Annotated in this window: 14 protein-coding genes; 9 read left to right on the forward strand and 5 right to left on the reverse strand. The window is 48.1% G+C overall.

The features are described from left to right. The first annotated feature begins 17 nt into the window (after window positions 1–17). The 4 genes from J3P40_RS09610 (at window position 18) to J3P40_RS09625 (ending at window position 6,490) form a co-directional block, all read left to right on the forward strand. Window positions 18–614 (forward strand): RNA polymerase sigma factor, encoded by a 597-nt coding sequence (locus J3P40_RS09610; RefSeq protein WP_256004928.1) that lies wholly within the window; start codon window positions 18–20, stop codon window positions 612–614. Window positions 615–680: 66 nt separating this feature from the next. After that, window positions 681–1,805: a FecR family protein gene (locus J3P40_RS09615; protein WP_256004929.1), complete on the forward strand. Its 1,125-nt coding sequence runs from the start codon at window positions 681–683 to the stop codon at window positions 1,803–1,805. Between the two features lie 64 nt (window positions 1,806–1,869). Further along, window positions 1,870–5,130 (forward strand): SusC/RagA family TonB-linked outer membrane protein, encoded by a 3,261-nt coding sequence (locus J3P40_RS09620; RefSeq protein WP_256004930.1) that lies wholly within the window; start codon window positions 1,870–1,872, stop codon window positions 5,128–5,130. A 1-nt stretch (window position 5,131) separates the two neighbouring features. Next, window positions 5,132–6,490, forward strand: a complete 1,359-nt coding sequence (locus J3P40_RS09625) for a RagB/SusD family nutrient uptake outer membrane protein (protein ID WP_256004931.1) — start codon at window positions 5,132–5,134, stop codon at window positions 6,488–6,490. Between the two features lie 7 nt (window positions 6,491–6,497). Here the strand turns inward: J3P40_RS09625 and purL are convergent, their stop codons facing one another. Further along, window positions 6,498–10,175 (reverse strand): phosphoribosylformylglycinamidine synthase, encoded by a 3,678-nt coding sequence (gene purL / locus J3P40_RS09630; protein ID WP_256004932.1) that lies wholly within the window; start codon window positions 10,173–10,175, stop codon window positions 6,498–6,500. A gap of 56 nt (window positions 10,176–10,231) precedes the next feature. Between purL and gloA2 the strand changes: the two genes are divergently transcribed. From gloA2 to J3P40_RS09655, 5 genes are all read left to right on the forward strand, one after another. After that, entirely contained in the window at window positions 10,232–10,615 is a 384-nt protein-coding gene (gloA2, locus tag J3P40_RS09635; RefSeq protein ID WP_256004933.1) for an SMU1112c/YaeR family gloxylase I-like metalloprotein, read from the forward strand. A gap of 11 nt (window positions 10,616–10,626) precedes the next feature. Then, a complete protein-coding gene (locus J3P40_RS09640) occupies window positions 10,627–11,331 on the forward strand; it encodes a tRNA1(Val) (adenine(37)-N6)-methyltransferase (RefSeq protein WP_256004934.1) in 705 nt (234 codons plus the stop codon). Window positions 11,332–11,368: 37 nt separating this feature from the next. Next, window positions 11,369–11,860 (forward strand): metallophosphoesterase family protein, encoded by a 492-nt coding sequence (locus J3P40_RS09645; protein WP_256004935.1) that lies wholly within the window; start codon window positions 11,369–11,371, stop codon window positions 11,858–11,860. A gap of 21 nt (window positions 11,861–11,881) precedes the next feature. After that, window positions 11,882–12,892 carry a class 1 fructose-bisphosphatase gene (gene fbp, locus J3P40_RS09650; RefSeq protein ID WP_256004936.1) on the forward strand — a complete coding sequence of 337 codons (1,011 nt, stop codon included), beginning with the start codon at window positions 11,882–11,884 and terminating at the stop codon, window positions 12,890–12,892. 67 nt (window positions 12,893–12,959) lie between these two features. Continuing rightward, window positions 12,960–13,121 (forward strand): hypothetical protein, encoded by a 162-nt coding sequence (locus tag J3P40_RS09655; RefSeq protein ID WP_256004937.1) that lies wholly within the window; start codon window positions 12,960–12,962, stop codon window positions 13,119–13,121. 357 nt (window positions 13,122–13,478) lie between these two features. On the opposite strand, the gene J3P40_RS09660 is transcribed toward J3P40_RS09655, so the two are convergent. The 4 genes from J3P40_RS09660 to J3P40_RS09675 all read right to left on the reverse strand — a co-directional run bounded on the left by J3P40_RS09660 (window position 13,479) and on the right by J3P40_RS09675 (window position 20,610). Next, complete coding sequence (locus J3P40_RS09660) at window positions 13,479–14,612, reverse strand: TlpA disulfide reductase family protein (protein ID WP_256004938.1); 1,134 nt, start codon at window positions 14,610–14,612, stop codon at window positions 13,479–13,481. A gap of 11 nt (window positions 14,613–14,623) precedes the next feature. After that, window positions 14,624–16,012 (reverse strand): RagB/SusD family nutrient uptake outer membrane protein, encoded by a 1,389-nt coding sequence (locus J3P40_RS09665; RefSeq protein WP_256004939.1) that lies wholly within the window; start codon window positions 16,010–16,012, stop codon window positions 14,624–14,626. A 10-nt stretch (window positions 16,013–16,022) separates the two neighbouring features. Next, complete coding sequence (locus J3P40_RS09670; RefSeq protein WP_256004940.1) at window positions 16,023–19,298, reverse strand: SusC/RagA family TonB-linked outer membrane protein; 3,276 nt, start codon at window positions 19,296–19,298, stop codon at window positions 16,023–16,025. A 193-nt stretch (window positions 19,299–19,491) separates the two neighbouring features. Continuing rightward, window positions 19,492–20,610: a FecR family protein gene (locus J3P40_RS09675; RefSeq protein ID WP_256004941.1), complete on the reverse strand. Its 1,119-nt coding sequence runs from the start codon at window positions 20,608–20,610 to the stop codon at window positions 19,492–19,494. Window positions 20,611–20,691 lie beyond the last annotated feature (81 nt).

The raw sequence follows: 20,691 nt of genomic DNA on the forward strand, positions 1-20,691 counted from the left end.
TTGAGCATCCCGAAGGTATGTATAAGAAACTCACAGATGCCGCTTTATTAGATCTGCTGAAGAAATCAGATTACACCGCTTATACTGAGATTTACAACCGGTATTATTACCTGATGATCTCTCACGCTTATAAGAAATTGAGAGATGAAGAGCAGGCAAAAGATGTAGTGCAGGAATTGTTCACGATGGTATGGCAACGCCGGGACAAAGATATCAAAGCGATAAATTTGGGGGGGTATCTGTACACCTCGCTCAGAAATAGGATCATAGATATCTTTATTCATTCCACTGGCAAAAGCGTTTCCATTTCATTGACTGAGGCAGCCGATGTTATGGGGCCGGATGACACCGACCACCGTATCCGGGAGCGGCAGTTTCGGGATTATATTGAAAAGGAGATACAGGCGCTGCCAAGGAAAATGCGGGCGATATTTGAACTGAGTATTAAAGATCGATATACCACGAAGGAAATTGCGCAAAAACTGGACACCTCGGAACACAACGTGTCTAAACAATTGGGTAATGCGCGGCGCATTCTTAAGTCAAAACTGAACTTATGGATTTTTATCCTGCTAGCAATCAGTGTTTTAAAAGCTTTTTATAAAATATGGTAAATAAATCTTCCTGTTTCGGGTCGCTAAACCGTTTAGTTGTTATAAATCAGTAACCAACAATCGCAAATGCAAGCAGAAGAGAGAGATCTACTCCGGAAATACCGTGAAGGAGCATGCAGCGAGGCTGAAAAAGCCTTAGTTGAAGGTTGGTACCTGCGCTTTAATGAAGATGGAATGGGATTGTCCGACAAGCACCTGCGGGAACTTGGCAAAGAGATCTACACACAGCTGCCAGGAAGCAAGGGACGATCATCAGTTAAACTATGGGTAGGGAAGATGGCCGCGGCAGCTGCAATAATTGCTATTGTGGGCGGGACGTTACTGTATTTTAGTCCGGGCGAAGCCCCGAAAGTTAATCACACCACCAGCACAACTCCGGTTGCCAATCAAGCAGTGTTGACCCTCGCTGATGGTAAAGAAATTATGTTAGACAGTTCGGAAACTGGTGTACTGGCGAGCCAGGATGGATTGGAGATCATAAAAGTGAGTGACGGACGGCTAGCCTACAAAATAACTGACCCTCAAATTAACGTAACCGCTGTAGGATACAGCACGATCTCTGTCCCTAATGGGGGGCAGTACGAAATCTCACTGTCGGACGACAGCAAAGTATGGCTAAATGCCGCGACTTCCCTTAAAGTCCCTATCGCATTTGCAAAATCAAAGGCGCGTAGAGTAACCCTCAGCGGCGAAGCCTACTTTGAAGTTTTTAAGGATGAAGCCCGTCCTTTTATCGTTCAGACGGCTTTTGAGGATATCAAGGTATTAGGAACGCGATTTAATGTTTCGGCTTACAACGCTGATGCCTTTACGAAAACCTCCTTGCTTGAGGGCGCCGTGGAGTTAAGCTCCCGTGGTTCAGGCAATGCGCCCAAGGTTAGGTTGAAGCCTAATCAGGAAGCAATAAACGACGGAACAGGTTTCAGCGTACAGTCTGCCGATCCGGAGATAGCCATTTCCTGGAAAAACGGTGAGTTTATGTTCAGAAATGAACCTTTGCAGAATATTATGCTAAAAGTGGCGCGATGGTATGACATGGAGGTTGTTTATCAGGATAAAGCCGTGGGCAAGGAAAGGTTCGGCGGATCAATATCTCGGTCGGCCAGTCTTGCGGAGGTGCTGGAATTGCTGGAAATGACTGGAGATGTGCATTTTTCTGTAGAAGGAAAAAAAATAAAAATCTCTAAATAAGCTTCTGTATGCATATTTTTGCATATAAATGCGCCTTATATTTTTTGGATTACTGTTCATTCTGATGTCAACTGCTCCGGCAGTTGCACAGAAGTTTAGCTATTCCAAAGATCAGGTCAAACTGCATCAACTTTTCAATGAAATCAAGCGACAGACCGGTTACCGGGTAATCTGGAATGAAAAGCGTCTGGACGCGAACGCTTCAGTTCGGGCGGATTTCCACGAGGCTTCTCTGGATCAGGTGTTTAAGGCTGTTCTGAAGCAGTTCCCGGTCACTTACGTCATATCCGGTAAAATGGTGGTCATTCAAGAGAAGGAACGCAGGGTTGCGGCGCCGGCAAAAAGGGATGTCATCGAGGAACCGGAGGTAATTTCGGTACGAAGTGATACGTTGCGCGAGGTCGAAATTGTTAGTACCGGTTATCAGCACGTCCCGCGCGAACGTGCCACAGGTAGCTTTATAAAGACTGACATGACCCAATTCAGCAGTAGAACATCATCAGACATGTTTCTGCGTTTGGAAGGAATTACAGGTGGATTGCTTTTCAACAAGAATACGTTGAGGGACAATATGCACATGTCTGATATGTCTATCCGGTCCCGAAGCACCATTTTCGCGAATGATCAGCCGCTGATCATCCTGAATAATTTTCCCTTCAATGGCGATCTGAGATCGATAAATCCTAATGATATCGAAAGCATTACTCTGCTAAAGGATGCTGCTGCGGCATCAATTTGGGGCGTCCGTTCCGGAAACGGCGTTATTGTACTGAATACCCGGAATGGAGCTTTTGGGCAATCTCCGCAAATTTCATTCACATCTTCCGTCAGCGTAGGAAATTCGCCGGATCTATCTTATAATCCTAACTATTTTACCGGTTCCGACTATGTCGATCTGGAGGTGTTTAAGTTTCAAAACGGCGGATATAATAACCTGATCAATGATAACATAAATCATCCGGTGCTGTCGCCCGTAGTTCAGTTGCTGCAGCAAAATAAATCAGGAGCGCTTTCTGATGAATACCTAAAACAGCAACTCGATAATTTTCGGCAGCAGGACATTCGGCGCGAATATCAGAAAAATATTTATCGCAGTCCTGTGCAGCAACAGTATCATTTGTCGGTTAGCGGCGGGGCGTCATGGCGATCGCATTACCTCTCTGCCGGTTTGGATCGCGAACAGGCCGCACTGAAATACCATAGCAGTGATCGCGCAACCATCAATTTCCAAAACAGCTTTCAACCCCTTAAAGGATTAGCGATAGAAGCAGGATTGAATTACGTTAATAACAGTTACGAGGCCGACAGCACGACCTTATCCATGCTGAACCGTATAGTACAGCCATATATGTCACTCAAAAGACCAGACGGGAGCCCGGCGGAATTTGATTACCGGTATAACAATACTTTCGCGAGGGATGCAGTTTCCAGAGGAATGCTGGATTGGTCGTACACACCACTCCGTGAGCTGGGTTCGGATGTTGACCGAACCAGACAGCACGACCTCAGGCTCGATGGGGCAGCTAGTTACCAAATTCTTACCGGTCTCAGCTTGAGCGTCAGATACAGGCATCAGCGCATCCACAGGGACTCCAGGCTCTACAGGGGTCTGAACTCGATCGCAACGCGTGATTTGATTAACACCTACACCGTGGTGGATGCTGATGGCGTACCAACCGGCTATAACGTCCCTTTGGGCGGAATCTTGTATCAAAAGGACGTAGAAGCCTCGGGGAATAATGCAAGGTTTCAAATTGATTTGAACAGGAAGATAGGACGGGGGGAACTAACAGCGCTCGCAGGATATGAGTTTTCAGAATTTAAATCCGAGGGCACAAACGCTACAAGGTACGGTTACGACCCGCAACGCAGAACATCTGCAGATGTAGATACGACTACGATCTTTCCGCTCTATCCTTCGGGCGGGGGCAGGTTATCCACCGGAGGTCGGCTTTTTTCAATCCTCGACCGTATCCGTTCTGTGTATATAAATGGGTCTTACACCTACAATGCTAAATATACGGCATCTGCCAGTGCAAGGGTAGACGGCTCAAATTATTTTGGCGTCCGGTTTAACCGAAAGAATGTGCCCTTGTGGTCGGCCGGACTATTGTGGCATGTAGACCGGGAAGCGTTTGCAGCTTTGAAATGGCTGGGAACTTTGAAACTCAGGCTCTCGCATGGAGTGAATGGCAATTACGACAATGATTTTACTGGCGTCACCACCATAAGATATTCTCCGATCCGGGCGGCACTTACCAATCTGGATTATGCAACGATCTTAAACATCGGAAACCCATCACTGGGTTGGGAAAAGATCGCGATTACCAACCTTGGGATTGATTTCAGTCTAAGAAATCAGCGCCTGACTGGTTCATTAGAAATGTATCTGAAAAACGGCTCCGATATCCTTGGTGATAAGGCTTTTCCAGCAAGTGCAGGTGTAGCTGCTTTCCGCGGGAACTATGCAGATATAAAGTCGAGGGGTGTTGACCTGACATTGTATACCAAGAACACCAACGGAGCGGTGAAATGGAACACCAATATGCTCCTCTCTGTGGTGAAAGATAGGGTGGTTAGAAATTATGTTGCCGATCCCAGAGGGCGGTACTATGCCGGTACGTCGGGGTCCAGCCCCGATCCAAGTCCCATACCAGGCCGGCCTGTGTTCTCTCTTTTCAGTTATAAATGGGCAGGTTTAGACCCGGTCAACGGCGATCCGCAAGGTTTCCTGAACGGTGTTATGAGTAAAGATTATGCCAGCATCGTAAGCGATGCGGAGATGAAAGACCTGGAATACAACGGACCATCGAGGCCAGCTATGTACGGTGGCCTTACCAATAGCTTTGCATATCGGAACTTCAGCTTAAGCGTAAATTTAACCTATAAGCTAGGGTATTTTTTCAGGAAGCCATCTGTGCATTATTCTGATATCTATAATTTTGATATGAATTATAACATGACTAAGGATTTTGTAAGACGCTGGCAAGAGCCGGGTGATGAAAGCATAACAAACGTTCCGTCTATGGGGACGTACAATGGGGATGCGTACAGGGACGTCTTTTATAACGGCTCTTCGGCTACTGTTGCGCGGGCCGACCACCTTCGGCTGCAAGATATCATCGCAGGGGTAGATATCAAAAATGCTTTCTTTTCCAGTTATTTTTCCAGGTTTCACGTATATGTCCATGCAAATAATCTGGGCTTGCTATGGAAAGCGAACAACTTTGGCCTTGATCCGGATGTGGTCCCGTCCAGAGGTGATCAATGGACTTTTCGTATACCCCGAACCTTTGCAATCGGTTTGAAGGCCAATATCAAATAATATGTTTACACGCAGCACACAGTTATGGTTTTTTATTCTGGTTATTCCCTACTTGCTGTCGTGCAGCAACAACTGGCTCAATGAGAAGCCAGATGAATTCCTTACCGTCCCTGGTACCGTGGCCGATTATCAGGCTTTGCTTGACAACGTGACGCTGCTGAACAACGCGCAGCCGGGTTTAGGGGAAGTGGCTTCGGGCGATTTCCACATGTCATACGATTCCTGGCAATCTTTGTTTTCACGCCAGGAGCGGTCGGCCTATATCTGGGAGTCCACCGATCGGTTCTACGGCGGTGAGCAAAATACCGACTGGGCTGCGTCGTACAAGCAGATCCTCACGCACAACATTGTGCTCGACGGACTGCAGAAGCTAAAAGCCAGACATGCTGCGGATCCGGAATGGAAGAATGTATTCGGGAGCGCCTTGTTCTTTCGCTCGTTCAGTCTGTATAACCTTTCACAGCTTTTTTGTAAGGGATACAACGATGAAACAGCGGATCGCGAGCCGGGGCTGCCCTTGCGGCTCAGCGCTGATGTTGATGCACATATCGGGCGGTCGACACTCCGCCAAACCTACCATCAAATCACCGGTGATCTTAAACAAGCCATTCCGTATCTTGGCACAAGCCAAAAGGTTAAAACCAGGCCATCAAAGCAGGCGGCTTACGCCTTGCTGGCCAGGGTGTATCTGAGCTTGGAAGACTACGAGCAGGCTGGCGCATATGCAGATTCTGCCTTGCAAATACAGCACGGCCTACTTAACTATGCTACCTTAAAAGCCGGTTCATATCCCTTGCCGCGCTTCAACGAGGAAGTGATCTTTCACGCAAGCACCACTTACGGAGCGTTCAATGCCTCGAGGCTGTTGGTAGACCCTGACCTACTTGGCCAATATGATGAGGCTGACCTGCGACGTACACTCTTCTTTGTGTCGGCCAGAAACGGCTTCACCTTCAGGGGAAGTTACTCAGGAGATAAAAATCTGTTCTGCGGCCTGGCTACGGACGAAATGTATCTCATACGTTCCGAGTGTTACGCTCGGGCAGGCAGATATAAAGACGCCATTGCCGACCTGAACCTTCTGTTAAAGTCACGCTGGCGCAGTGCCCATAGGGAGATACGGGTAGATGATGATGCGGTTTTGCCATTGATTCTTAAGGAGAGAAGAAAGGAGCTGGTTTTCAGATGCCTGCGCTGGAGCGATCTAAGAAGACTGAACCGCGACGAGCGCTTTGCCACAACCCTGGTCAGGACCATGAATAACACCACTTATCGTTTATTACCAAACGATAAGCGGTATGTCTTTCCCATAGACGAAGAGGAGATCCGCTTAAGCGGAATAGCTCAGAACGACAGATAAGCGCCGGCTATTTCTGCCGGGCTTCAATCCATTTGCGTGCATTAACAAAAGCTTCCATCCACGGCGATACCTCATCTTTACGGCCTTTAGGGTAGTTGGCCCAGTGCCACTGGAATATAGAACGCTCAATATGCGGCATCATCACCAGATGGCGGCCAGTCTCATCACACAGCATCGCTGTATTGAAGTCAGAGTCGTTCGGACTTGCCGGATAGTTCTGGTAAGCGTACTTGGCCACAATGGAATACTGATCTTCCTGGTAAGGCATCTCAAATCTTCCCTCTCCGTGCGACACCCAAACACCTAATGTACTGCCGGCGAGTGTCGACAGCATCACAGAGCTGTTTTCCTGAATTGTAAGCGAAGTAAAGATACTTTCGTGTTTGCCACTCTTATTGTGCAGCATCTTTGGTTTTTCCGAGTGGTTTTTGTTGATCAGCCCAAGTTCTATGAACAACTGACAGCCATTACAAATACCAACCGATAGTGTATCCGGGCGATTGAAGAAGTTTTCCAGTGCAATCCGTGCCTTCTCATTATACAGGAACGCACCAGCCCAGCCCTTCGCAGATCCAAGTACATCAGAGTTGGAGAAACCTCCAACAGCACCAATAAACTGAATATCTTCAAGTGTTTCCCTGCCTGAAATCAGGTCGGTCATATGCACATCTTTTACATCAAAGCCAGCCAGGTACATCGCGTTAGCAAGCTCCCTCTCAGAGTTGCTGCCTTTCTCGCGGATGATTGCCGCCTTAGGTCGCACAGCATCCTGAGCAATAACTGGTTTTTTACCGTCAAACTGTGCCGGGAAGCTATATTTAAGCGGCTGATGTTTATAATTGTCGAAACGCTCTTTCGCTTTTACTGGGCCGCTCTGTTTTTGATCAAGCAGGTATGAAGTTTTAAACCAGACATCCCGCAGATGATCCACATCCAAATTCAGCGTATGTGCACCTGCAGTGATCTTCAGTACCGGCTCGCCGCTTACCCTGCCTATTTTATAAAAGCTTACCCCTTCATTATTTAACGTGTTTTCAATTTCTGTCTCCCTGCCCGATGCAGCCTGGAAAACAATACCGATGTTCTCAGCAAACAACAATTTGATAAGGTCTTTCTCACCAATAGCAGAAAGGTCCAGTTCAGCACCCAGGTCGCGGTCGGCAAAACAAAGTTCCAACAGGGTAGTGATCAGACCACCACTGCCTACATCGTGACCAGCCTGTATGAAGTCGCCTTTAATAAGTTGTTGTACCGCATTGAAGGCCAGTTTAAATTGTGCCGCGTCCTTCACGTCAGGCGTTTCATTGCCAATCCTGTTCAAAATCTGAGCAAAAGAAGAACCGCCTAGTTTGTAATCGTCAGATGAAAGGTTGATATAATAAACCGACCCTTCCTCTTTCTGGAACACCGGCTCCACTACCTTGGTGATGTCATTACAATTTCCCCCGGCAGAAATGATTACGGTTCCTGGTGCAATAACCTCGTCATTCTTGTATTTCTGCTTCATTGAGAGTGAATCCTTCCCGGTAGGGATGTTGATTCCCAGGCTAATCGCAAAGTCAGAGCAAGCCTGCACCGCATCATATAAACGGGCGTCCTCGCCCTCGTTTTTACAAGCCCACATCCAGTTTGCCGAAAGCGATACGCTTTTCAGGCCATCTTTTAATGGTGCCCAAACAATGTTAGACAAAGACTCAGCCACCGCATTGCGGCTTCCCGCCGCGGCATCGATCAGCGCTGAAAGAGGCGCATGGCCAACTGAAGTCGCAATACCCTCTTTACCTTTAAAATCCAGGGCCATTACACCGCAGTTGTTTAACGGCAGTTGCAACGGACCAGCGCACTGCTGTTTTGCTACCCGGCCGCCCACACAACGGTCAACCTTGTTGGTCAGCCAATCCTTACATGCCACAGCTTCAAGTTGCAGCACCTGCTCCAGGTATTCGTTGAATCTTTCTGCGTCGTACGACAGGCCCTCGTAAGTTCTAGCCACTCTCCGGTCGTCCATGATAAACTTAGGCGAGCTGCCAAACATATCTTTTAATTCGAGATCCATTGGCTTCGCGCCAGTGGTTTCCGATTCAAACGTGAAACGATGATCTCCCGTAACCGTTCCCACAGTATACATCGGGGCACGCTCACGGTCGGCGATTTTTTGCAGCGTGTCTATATGCTCCTGGCTGATCACCAGTCCCATACGCTCCTGAGATTCGTTGCCGATGATCTCTTTAGCCGAAAGGGTAGGGTCGCCCACCGGCAGCTTGTCCAGATCAATCTTTCCACCAGTCTCTTCCACTAGTTCAGAAAGACAGTTTAAGTGTCCCCCCGCACCATGGTCATGAATAGAAACGATCGTGTTGTTGTTACTTTCTACCATGCCCCTAACTGCATTTGCCGCACGTTTCTGCATTTCCGGGTTCGAACGCTGTATAGCGTTCAGCTCAATGCCGGTTCCATGCTCGCCAGTATCTGCAGAGGATACCGCCGCGCCGCCCATACCAATACGGTAGTTTTCGCCACCCAGCACAACAATCTTGTCGCCCGGTGCCGGCGTATGTTTTTTAGCCTGACTTGCTTTGCCGTATCCAACGCCGCCAGCCAGCATAATTACTTTATCATAGCCAAGTTTACGGCCAGCTTCCTCATGTTCGAAAGTCAGCACCGAGCCCGTAATCAGGGGCTGACCAAACTTATTTCCAAAGTCGGTAGCACCATTTGAAGCCTTGATCAGAATATCCATTGGCGTTTGATACAGCCACTGTCTTTCTTCAACGCCACGCTCCCAAGGGCGATCGTTGCTAAGCCTCGATAGCGCCGTCATATACACCGCAGTACCGGCCAAAGGTAAAGCACCCTGCCCGCCGGCCAGCCTGTCCCGTATCTCACCACCCGATCCGGTAGCCGCGCCGTTAAAAGGCTCAACCGTAGTTGGGAAGTTGTGCGTTTCCGCCTTTATGGATATAACCGACTCAAATTCGCTTGTCGCGTAATAATCGGGCATATCAGCCCTTTTGGGTGCAAACTGCTGCACTACCGGACCTTTAATAAAAGCCACATTGTCTTTATAAGCCGATACGATATCGTTCGGGTTCTCCTCTGAAGTTTTACGGATGAGCTTGAAAAGTGAAACAGGCTTCTCTTCACCGTCGATGATAAACCTGCCGTTGAATATCTTATGGCGGCAGTGTTCAGAGTTCACCTGAGAAAATCCGAACACCTCAGAGTCAGTCAGCGGTCGGCCAAGACGTGCAGAGAGGTCATTCAGGTATTCCACTTCCTCATCGCTCAGCGAGAGGCCTTCCTGCTTGTTGTAAGCCGCGATATCGGTGATGTCAATCACGGGCTCGGGTTGTATATTAATGGTATAGATCTCCTGATCCAGTCCCTCATATTTCTGTGAAAGCATAGGGTCGAAATCCGCAAAGCCCTGGCCTACCTTCTTAAATTCCTCAATCCGGATAATTCCGCTGATATCCATGTTCTGAGTGATCTCCACAGCATTCGTGCTCCATGGGGTGATCATTGCTGCTCTCGGGCCAACAAAATAGCCCTCCAGTTGGCTTTCCTTTTGTACACTGGCTCCGCCAAAAAGCCATTCAAGTTTGTTGATATCAATGGAGGTAAGTTCCCGTTCTGTTTGTAAAGCGTAAACGGTGTCGGACTGACTCAGAAAGAAATAAATCATGCTCTATTTATGAAAGTGCAAATCTACGGTTAAATTTGCCAAACAAAAAACCCGATATGCTCAAAGGTATCCATCATATTGCCATTATTTGTTCAAATTACGAACGGTCTAAAGACTTCTATGTAAATAAGCTCGGCTTCGACATACAGGCAGAAGCATACCGGGTGGAACGGAAGTCTTACAAACTTGATCTTTCGCTGAACGGCGAATACGTTATAGAGCTTTTTTCCTTCGAAAATCCGCCCCACAGACCTTCCCGGCCCAAAGCTGCTGGTTTAAGGCATCTCGCGTTCAAAGTAGATGATTTACAGGCCGAAGCAGCAAGGCTGAATGCCCTGGGTATCGAGACCGAACCGGTGCGTATCGATGAATTTACAGGCAAGCGCTTCACCTTTTTTAGTGATCCCGACGGCCTTCCGCTCGAACTTTACGAATCCTGACCACACTTGAAATGAAGGGGGTATTCAGGTTCAAACAATTTGCGGTCGACCAATACGGCTGCGCCATGAAGATCAACACCGATGGTGTATTGCTCGGCGCCACTGCCATGCAGGAAAATGCAGGTGCGATTCTCGATATCGGCACCGGAACCGGCGTAATCGCCATGATGCTTGCCCAGCGCTTTCCCGACGCCAGCGTAGACGCTGTAGAAATAGACGCGCAAGCTACGCAGACAGCCGGCTTAAATTTTGCCTCATCTCCGTTTTCCACCCGCCTAGAAGCATACCACAACGACATAGCCAGCTATGAAACCCAGACACGTTACGATCTGATCGTGTCTAACCCGCCTTATTTCGTGGATGATCTTAAGAACCCCGAAGCGCGTAAACGCGTGGCCCGGCATACGGATCATAGTTTTTTCATTGCACTCCTTCAGAAAGCCTCTGCGTTACTTGCCCCAGGCGGCAGCATGTGGCTCATTTTGCCGTTAAAGCAGGCTGGTTTTATTAAAGACCAGGCACCAGTTTACGGCTTGCATCTTCAAAGGCGTATCGACATCAGTTCTGATGAGAACAAGCCCGTTATCCGACAAATTATTGTTTTAGGACATAGGCAGGAAGAAGTAAAGACCGAACATTTCTATATCTATGAAAGGGAAGGTTTTCACACCGAAGCGTATCGCCGCCTGCTCAAAGATTTCTTCCTGGCATTTTAAGTTAAGCGTATGCCAGCCAAAACCATAGATTTGCAATATGGTAACCATAGGTCTGCTTTCCGATACACACGGTCATCTAGATGATGCCGTTTATAAACACTTTGCCGACTGCGATGAAATATGGCACGCCGGAGATTTCGGGGCAGAGGTAGCCGGGCCACTTGCCAACTTCAAACCACTGCGCGGAGTATATGGAAATATAGATGGCAAAGACATCAGGGCTGTGTACCCCGAACACCTGCGTTTTCAAATAGAGGGGCTCGATGTATGGATGACACATATCGGTGGGTATCCCGATAAATATGCACCTGATGTAAAGCGTATAATATACACTAAGCCTCCGAGATTGTTCATATCCGGTCACTCACACATCTTAAAGGTTATCTACGACAAAAAAATAGATTGCTTGCATATAAACCCCGGTGCTGCTGGGAATTCAGGGTGGCATAAAGTAAAAACACTGATCAAATTCTGTATCACAGATGGAAAAATACATAACTTAGCCGCCATAGAAATAGGCAAAAGATAACGTATTAAGTACACTAAGTATATGTCGGGCATCAAAACACTGGGTCAGTTTATCATCGAAAAACAGGCAGATTTTCCATACGCAAAAGGCGAGTTATCAAGACTACTCAGGGATATTGGCATTGCCGCAAAAATCGTAAACCGGGAGGTCAATAAAGCTGGCCTGGCAGATATTCTGGGCTCCGCTGGCACCATGAATATACAAGGGGAGGGGCAGCAAAAACTCGACGTCTTTGCCAACACTCAGTTTATCAGCGCACTAACCAGCGGTGGCGAATGCTGTGTGGTAGCCACCGAAGAAGAGGATGATCTTGTTCCTATCGACTCGCCCGTGTCCAAGAACGCGAAGTATATCGTCTGTATTGATCCGCTCGACGGCTCCTCAAATATCGACTGTAACGTGGCTGTGGGCACCATATTTTCCATTTACCGCAGGAAATCATTTGGAGGTGCCGCAACCATAGAAGACGTGCTGCAAAAAGGAACCGAGCAGGTAGCTGCCGGATATGTGATTTATGGCTCATCAACCATGCTGGTATACACCACGGGCAAAGGCGTCAATGGCTTCACCCTGGATCCCTCCATCGGTGAATTCTGCCTGTCGCACCCCAACATGAAAACCCCGGAGTCCGGAAATATCTATTCCTTAAACGAAGGTAACTATGTTCACTTTCCGGAGGGCGTAAAGAAATATCTTAAGTATGCCCAAACGGAAGATAAACAAACCAACAGGCCATACACATCACGCTATATAGGCTCCATGGTGGCCGACATCCACCGAAACCTCATCAAAGGCGGAATCTACATATATCCGACCACAGCAGCCTCACCAAAAGGTAAACTCAGGTTGCTTTATGAATGTAACCCCATGGCTTTCATTGTAGAACAGGCAGGAGGAGTGGCTAGTGATGGTTTCAACCGGATTTTGGAAATTGAACCTACAGAATTGCACCAGCGGTCGGCCATTTTTATAGGTTCAGCGCAAATGGTGAGAGATGCAGAGGAGTTGATGAGGGAGTCGGCGATCAAGTAGGCAGGTCCCACGTTGCTCGGCACACACAAACGCCGGACAGTTATTGACATTAGATGAAGTCTACCATATGGCAAAAACCGATCTGCTGATCAAAAGAGCCAACGTAAACACCACATTTGAAGCCAAAAATTCCGGACTGATCTCTGCTGCAGGTTATGTAGAAGAAGGCTGTCAGGATGATTGTTTCAGAGGAATTAACATCATTTCGATCACTAAGTTTATTCCTTAGTCAACCAAGCTGTACCCGCTGCAACAGCAATTATGATTTAAGAGATAAATTCATCTTAAACGGTGTACACCAAGATGCTATTAAATAGATAATTTATAGGTAATAATTACATAATAAATGGAGGCTTGGTATATCCTTGATATATCGTTGATATATCCTTGGTGTATCGTTGATATATCTATTAAATATGCCAACGATATGTCAAGGATATTTTAAAGTTCTTTTAATTATCGACTTATTATCAAGTTAATATGTAAAAATTATGTACTTATACCAGATGAGGACCAGCCCTTGTAACTTGTTGTGAATAAACCCCTGCCCGCGTTACGCCGGCAGGGGGTTACTTTTTTAACTTGATTACTTTATAATTTCGCCCAGTTTCTCAAGGAGATCATCTCCGCGCAGGTTCTTGGCGACGATCTTGCCCTCAGGATCCAATAGGAAGCTTTGGGGAATAGCAGCTACGCCATATTTTTTGGCAATTTCATTCTGACGTCCTTTCAGGTCGCAGAGCTGTATCCACTCAAAACCGTTGGATTTGATCGCATTTAGCCAAAGTGATTTGTCATCGTCGAGCGAGATGCCGATAATTTCAAAGTTTTTGTCCTTGAACCGTGCGTAGGCTTTTTTCAAGAATGGATACTCCATGCGGCAAGGGCCGCACCAGCTTGCCCAAAAGTCGATCAGGACATACTTCCCTTTGTTTACGCTCGAAAGTGATACGGTCTGTCCTTTGTCGCTGGTCTGACTGAAATCAATTGCCTTTTGACCGACAGCGAACTTCGTGGCCATTTCAACCCTTTCGCCAACAACTTTTCCATCAGCTGAATTTTTGTATTGCTGGCTCACGCTGTTATACATGGCTGCAAAATCTTCCGGCTTTTCAATGATAATTGAGTATCGGGTCAAAATATCATAGGAGACAGCCGAATTGGGATGGCTCATAACAAAGTCTTTCGTAGCGAGCCATAAAAGTTCACTGCGTGCATAGATTAGTCTTCTAAACGAGGCTGCGGAATCTTCTGGCAAAACTGCTGTCTGTGCCTTCCAGGTCTGATAAACAAATTCGCCTATAGAATCGATCATGTGCTCAAACTGCGCATAGTCAGCCTGCGCTTGTCCGCCCTTTATAGTTGCTGTGCTCAGGCTGGCGCCATTGATTTCCGTTGTGCCCGGCTGGAGCATTAAAGAAACTGCATCGTTCATTGGTAGAACATCCCCAATCTCCAATTTTTTGGCCGGAACGTTCTGTACAGGGTTTAGCTGCAGTTCTGCCCTTGCCGGACCACTGATCTTCCCCTTAAAGTTGAACTTCCCATCCTTCGTGATGCTGGAATCGACGTGGTGGTTGTCTCCAATGTTGTACCGGAGCATAACCTTCATGGGGCTTGTTAAGCCTGTAAGTTTACCCTGGATCTTGAATGCTTCCTGTGCGTTTGCCAGACTGGCCGCACCGATTAAAAAAGTGAATATATAGGTGGTAATTTTCATTATGCTTGTTTTTAGTTATAGCCCTGATTTTGTGTTAAGCTTCTGTTTAGTAGGCGCTGTCCTGAAGGAATTGGATAAAGTAAGGCATTCGAATTCCAGGTCGTTTTGATTGGGCCTAACACGGCAGTTGCCCGGTTGGTGCGCTTCAGATCAAACCAGCGGTGCCCCCACTCTGCATTCAGCTCGATCCGCCGTTCCTGTTCGACGGCCAGCAGGAGGGAGGGCTGGTCGTTTGCAGGTGTGGGACCAAGATCTGCACGCTCGCGGATGGCAAGGAGGTCGGCCTGTGCACCAGAAATGTTGTCTCGCCTGACGCGGGCTTCCGCTCTGATGAGGTATTGCTCAGCCAGTCTGAAGATGGTATAGTACTCGGAATTGGATCCCGACTCCAGATCTTTGTATTTGGCCGGATACCGGTACGATGTCCCGTTGTAATCGATCGGGGCCGACCAGGTAGCTTTCCTTAAGTCGCCGCTTTCAAAGGCGGTTTCCAGCTGCGGCGAGTAGATGTATCTTGCGGTTCCTTCCACCGGGTTTGGCAGCACCTCGGTGGCGTAGCCGGTAATTCCGTTCAAGTCGTTATGGAACTGCAGGATTGCCTCCCGGCTATTTGCTTCAAAAACGTCCGACAGGTCGCCCGGCAAACCAAACAGCGCCGTATTTTCGATCAGGCTTGTTGCTTCAGATTCTGCTTCGGTCCAGTTGCCCAGATAAAGCTGAGTTCTTGCAAGCAAGGCCGTTGCGGCCCATTTATTTGCCCGGGTGCGCTCGCCGCCCGAGACAGAATAATCTTCCCTCAGGTTCGCCTGGGCAAACTTAAGATCGTTCAGGATCTGGTTGTAGATGGTCGCCACCGGATCTCTCCCTTTGGAGGTGTTTACCATAACGTCTGTCGTGATCACGAGCGGGACATCGCCAAAAAGGTTGACCAGGTAAAAGTATCCCAGTGCTCTGATAAAGCGCGCTTCGCCCATGGCCTGGTTTTTAAACTGGTCGGTCATGTTCGTGCCCGACTGAAGGCCTTCGATAATACTGTTACAGCCGTATATTGTTTGATAGGGGGCCGACCACAACCGGGCTACGTCGGCGTTGTCTGACCTCAGCGCATTGTTAATAAAGGCGTCCTGCGAACTGCCGATGAACCTCAGTTCGTCTGCACTGAACCCGGGTAGCGTAGACAAACTGTACTTATAGGGGCTGGTGTAGGAAAGCGTGCTGTACAGTCCGGCAACTGCCGATTTCACGGTAGCAGAGTCTTTATACACTTCCTCGTCGAGCAGTTGTGTCCTGGACGGATCATTGTCGACCAGTTTCTTGCAGCTGCTTAGCGCAAGCAATCCGATAAACACCGCCAGGGCGAGTACGGATAAATTAGTATGTTGATTGATATGGGTCTTCATAAAATTCGAATTAAAATGTGGCTTTAAAACCTGCAATGAACATTTTTAACGGCGGCACCTGCGTGGTGAGCGTCTCAGGGTCGAGTCCTTTATACTTTGTAAACGTCAGCAAATTTTGTCCCCGCGCAAAAAGCTGCAGACCAGATATCCGTACACGTTTTGTCCAGCTTTGGGGCACGCTGTAAGCAAGGGAGATATTTTTGAGCCTGACAAACGAGGCATCTTCGACCGCCGCATCTGAATTGGTAAAGTAATAGAACGAGTCGGCTGCCGGTGTACCGTAGGTCGAGGTGTACTTAAGGCCGACATCCAGCAGCGATTCAGGTATATTGAAGCCTTGTCCGGGGGCTGTGGCAAAGTTAAGATCGCCCCGGGTGTCGTCCCTTTTTATAAGCTGGAACAGAAAGTCGAGCTGTAACCCTTTGTATGTAAGGGTATTGTTGATTCCACCATAAAAATCGGGGTCGGCACTGCCGAAAACAATATAATCGCCGTTTCCATTGGCGTTGATGCCCTCCGAAATGACGCCGTCACCATTTACATCTACAGCTGTGGCAATTCCATCTATGATGCCTCCAGAGCGGAAAATGGTACGCAGGTTAAGCGATTCGCCTACGACATACATGTTTGCATACGAGGAGTTCTGCAAATCGTCGAAGGCCAGCAGCTTGTTTCGCGGTGCGGTAAAGTTGAACGAAGTGTTCCAACTGAAGTTACTGTTTCTGTAGTTGACGGTACTCAACTCTAGTTCCAATCCGTGGTTTTGAACTGTTGCGGGTAAATTAGTTGTATAAGCTTCAAATCCCGTCTGGACCGGAAGCGGTGTAGTGCCCAGCAAGTTGCTGGAACGGTTGCGGTAAAAGTTTGCAGAAAATAAGATGCGGTCTTTCAGAAACCCGGTCTCAAGCGCCAGGTCAAGCTTTTTTGTCTGCTCCCACTTCAGGTAGGGGTTGGCGATACGTCCCGGTATCAATGTGGTTTCGATTCCGTATTCTGTTCCCGTGTCATATCCCGACTGGTATTCGTAGTCGGGAATTTTGTCATTACCGATTGTGCCATAGCTGGCCCTCAGCTTTCCGAAACTTAACCAGGGCAGATTGTCTGCGATGAACGATTCTTTGCTGAAAATCCAGGCGGCTGCAGCACTTCCAAAGTTTCCATAGCGGTTGCTTTCTCCGAACCTTGAAGAACCGTCCCTGCGGATGTTGGCACTCAGCAGGTACTTATTGTCCCAGTTGTATTCCAGTCGCGCAAAGCCCGAGGCATAACGGTAGTCTTTATAGCCGGAAGACTTAGCCAGAATGTTGAGCGCCGAGAGGCTGTTGACGAGTTGCAGGTTTGTAAATGTGGCCAGCAGGAAATAGGGCTGCACTGTCTGAGTCTGCTGCCAGGTTCCGCCCAATAAGGCATTGAGCGTACCCTTGCCGATCTTGTGCTCATAGTTGATCTGAGGCTCCACAATATAGGTCTTGACGTAGTTGTGGTTCAGCACTGCCAGTTGGAAGAAGTTATTTGCCGGATTACTTGCCGAAGCAGGCGTAATGTTAGAGCCTTCTACATCGATCAGGTTGTAACCTCCGGTTGCTTTTAGATCAAGGCCAGGCAGCAATTTGTAGGAGAGTCCCGCGCTGGCATTGAGGTTTGCGCTTTTGAGGTTGGTTGTTGCGTTAAACGGTGCTAGCGGGCTGTCATAGCCCGGACCGAAGTACAAGGTTCCATCCGTATTATATACCGGATAATTTGGCGGCAGCGCGTAATTAGCCAGCGTCATATTAAAGCTCGGAATGGTATTGTTGTCTATATTGTAACTAACAGATGCCGTGCTGCTGAATTTATTGTTGCGGCTTTTGTGCTGTACGCTGAGCCGCGACTGTACGGCCTTGTCTGCCGACTTAGAATAAAAAACGACGGACTCTTTCCGGTAGTTTCCGCCGAGCACGAACTGGGTGTAGTCATCGCCGCCGGATATTGAAAGCGCTGCATTAGTCTGGTGGGATGTTTTCCCGATCAGCAAGTCAGGGAAATCGGTATAGCCATTCTGGTCCCAAAGCGTCAGATCGGGAGCGTTTTCCGGCGTAGGTGTGATGCCGTCGTTGAGGAAAGCCTGGCGCCGGATATCCAGATACTGCTGGGTGCTCAGCATAGGAATGCTATTGGTAATGGAGCCGAAGCCACTACTCAATTCCAGATCAAATCTGGTATCTTGTTTTTTGCCTTTTTTTGTAGTGATCAGGATGACGCCATTAGCCCCCCTGGATCCGTAAATCGCCGTGGCGTCGGCGTCTTTTAGCACATCGATACTTTCAATCTCGGATGGATTGATCGTGTTGAGCGGACTGAAGCCAACACCCACACCGAAAAATCCGCCTGCGCTTCTTTCTACAGGGCTACTGGTAAACGGCACCCCATCGATCACGTACAGCGGCGCGGCTGAATTGAAGGTCAGGCTATTCTGGCCACGGATAACGACCGATACGTTTGCCCCGGAGAAACCTGCATTCTGCGTGATAAACAAACCAGGTACCCTGCCTTGTAATGCCAAAATCGGGTTGGAAACCGGTTGCCTGGTAATCTCTTCGCCAGTTACCTGTCCGGTCGAGCCCGTGCTGAGCCTGCGGGTAGTGGCACCGTAACCGATCACCATTACCTCGTCGAGTTTAGAGTCGCTCATCTCCAGCACGATTTCACCAAGTTCTGGCCTGGCTTCTACCTCTTTGGTATTATAGCCTACAGACCTGATGATCAGTACGGACCCCTCGGGAAGGTCGTTCAAGCTAAATCCTCCTGTATTACTGGTATTGGTGGAGCGGCTAGTCCCTTTAACGAGAATGGTTACTCCGGGTATGCCGTTTCCATCTTTGTCGACAATCCGGCCCCTAACATCAACCCGGGCGAAGGCGCTGATTACCCGGTCGAGCAGGGACGATGGACGCTCCTTAACGGTGATTGTTTTCTCGTTGATACTGTACGTTAAAGGCTGCTCGCTGAAGATCTGGCGAAGCACATCTTTGAAATCTGCATTGTCGACTTTAATGCTTACCGGTTTTGCGTTTCGGATCTGGGCTTCGTTATATAAAAAAACGTAACCGCTCTGGATCCTGATGTCGCGCAGAACAGTTTTTAAGGCTGCGTTTGAACGTGACAGACTGATTTTCTGTGCGAGGCCAGCTGCACTGACCTGCATTAATGATACGATTAGTATTACGGTGGTAAGTCGCATGACCAGCAACAATTTTTGGTACAGCCGCGCAGGTGCACAGCGTTTCCTGGTATAATTTATATACATTTGTTCGGTTTGGTTTAGCAGTGTGCCCTGAGCCTCGAAAACCTTGGCGCACTGCGGTTAAAAATTGATTTAATTGATTTTTCCAAACGGCAACCGGAAGTGTTAACAGCACTTCTGGTTCGTTTATAAGCAAGCTGAATTAAGGGTCGTTTTTGTAGAATTTCATCATAATTAAGGTTGGTTTACTGGTTGATTATTTTGATACATAGATTTTTCTTCCTTCAATTTCGAAATGCACCTTTCCGGTAGCCTCGAGCGACTTTAATAATTTTGATACATTATCGAACCTGGAAACGCCGCCACCAAACAATTCGCCCGCAACGGGGTCGCGGTACTCGACCTCTACATCGTACCAGCGTTCAATCTGCCGCATGATCGTTCCTAGTTGTTCGTTCTCAAAAAGGAACAGGTCATTTTTCCAGGCGACGGAAAGCTGGGGATCTATTTGTTTCACAGATATGCTGTTGCTGGTAATGGTCGCCTGATCGCCGGGTACAAGCTGTTTTGTGATTTTTTCGCTGCTTATCAGGATACTTCCTTCAAGCAGTGTCGTTTTGACAGCCGGTTCATTGCTGTAGGCATTGATATTGAAATGCGTACCAAGTACCTTCACTTGCTGCCCGCGGCTTTCAACGATAAACGGACGTGTTTCGTCTTTGGCGATCTCAAAGTAGCCTTCACCTGCAAGCGATACTTTCCGCTGCTTGCCTTTCGCAAAAAAAGCAGGGTATCTTAACGAGGAGGCCGCGTTGAGGTAGGCGATGCTTCCATCAGGCAGTCGCACCTTTGTCTGCTCGCCCCGCGAAGTTTCTAATGTGTTAAAGGCATTGGATGCACCGCTGGAAGGCTCTGTTATGGTGTAAACGATCATCCCTTTTTCATCTCTCGTTATCCGGACACCAGATTCGGTAGCGAGATTTCCGGTCTTCGCGTCAGAGAGGTCGATTTTCTTACCGTTGGCCAAGGTTAATGTAGCGCCCCTCTTGCCCGGCGATACATCGTTGGCATACTGCGGATCACGGTCGACGGTCGGAACCCCTGTCAACACCAGCAGCCAGACGCCAACAATTACGGCTACCGCTGCGGCTACCCCAATTGTTTTGCGGTAAAGAGGCAGAATTTTTCGCTTTGCTGCAATATTGTTATGGATACGGACAAGCACCCTGGCTTTGATTTCTTCCAGGTTCTGAATTTCCGGCTGCGCTTGCTTGAAGGTGTCGCACCATGCATTGAACTTAGCAGTCTCAGCTTCAGTTGCAGTAGAATCAGCTATCCGCTCCATAATCCGGAGCAATTCGTCGTTGACTGTCATGTTTAGTTGATGCCGGCTTTTATGCCTGTTTATAGATAAGAGCCCTCAACCACACCCAGCACCCAAGCGAGATGAGAATAT

The organism is Pedobacter deserti (assembly GCF_024436415.1).
Classification (GTDB): Bacteria; Bacteroidota; Bacteroidia; order Sphingobacteriales; family Sphingobacteriaceae; genus Pedobacter; species Pedobacter faecalis.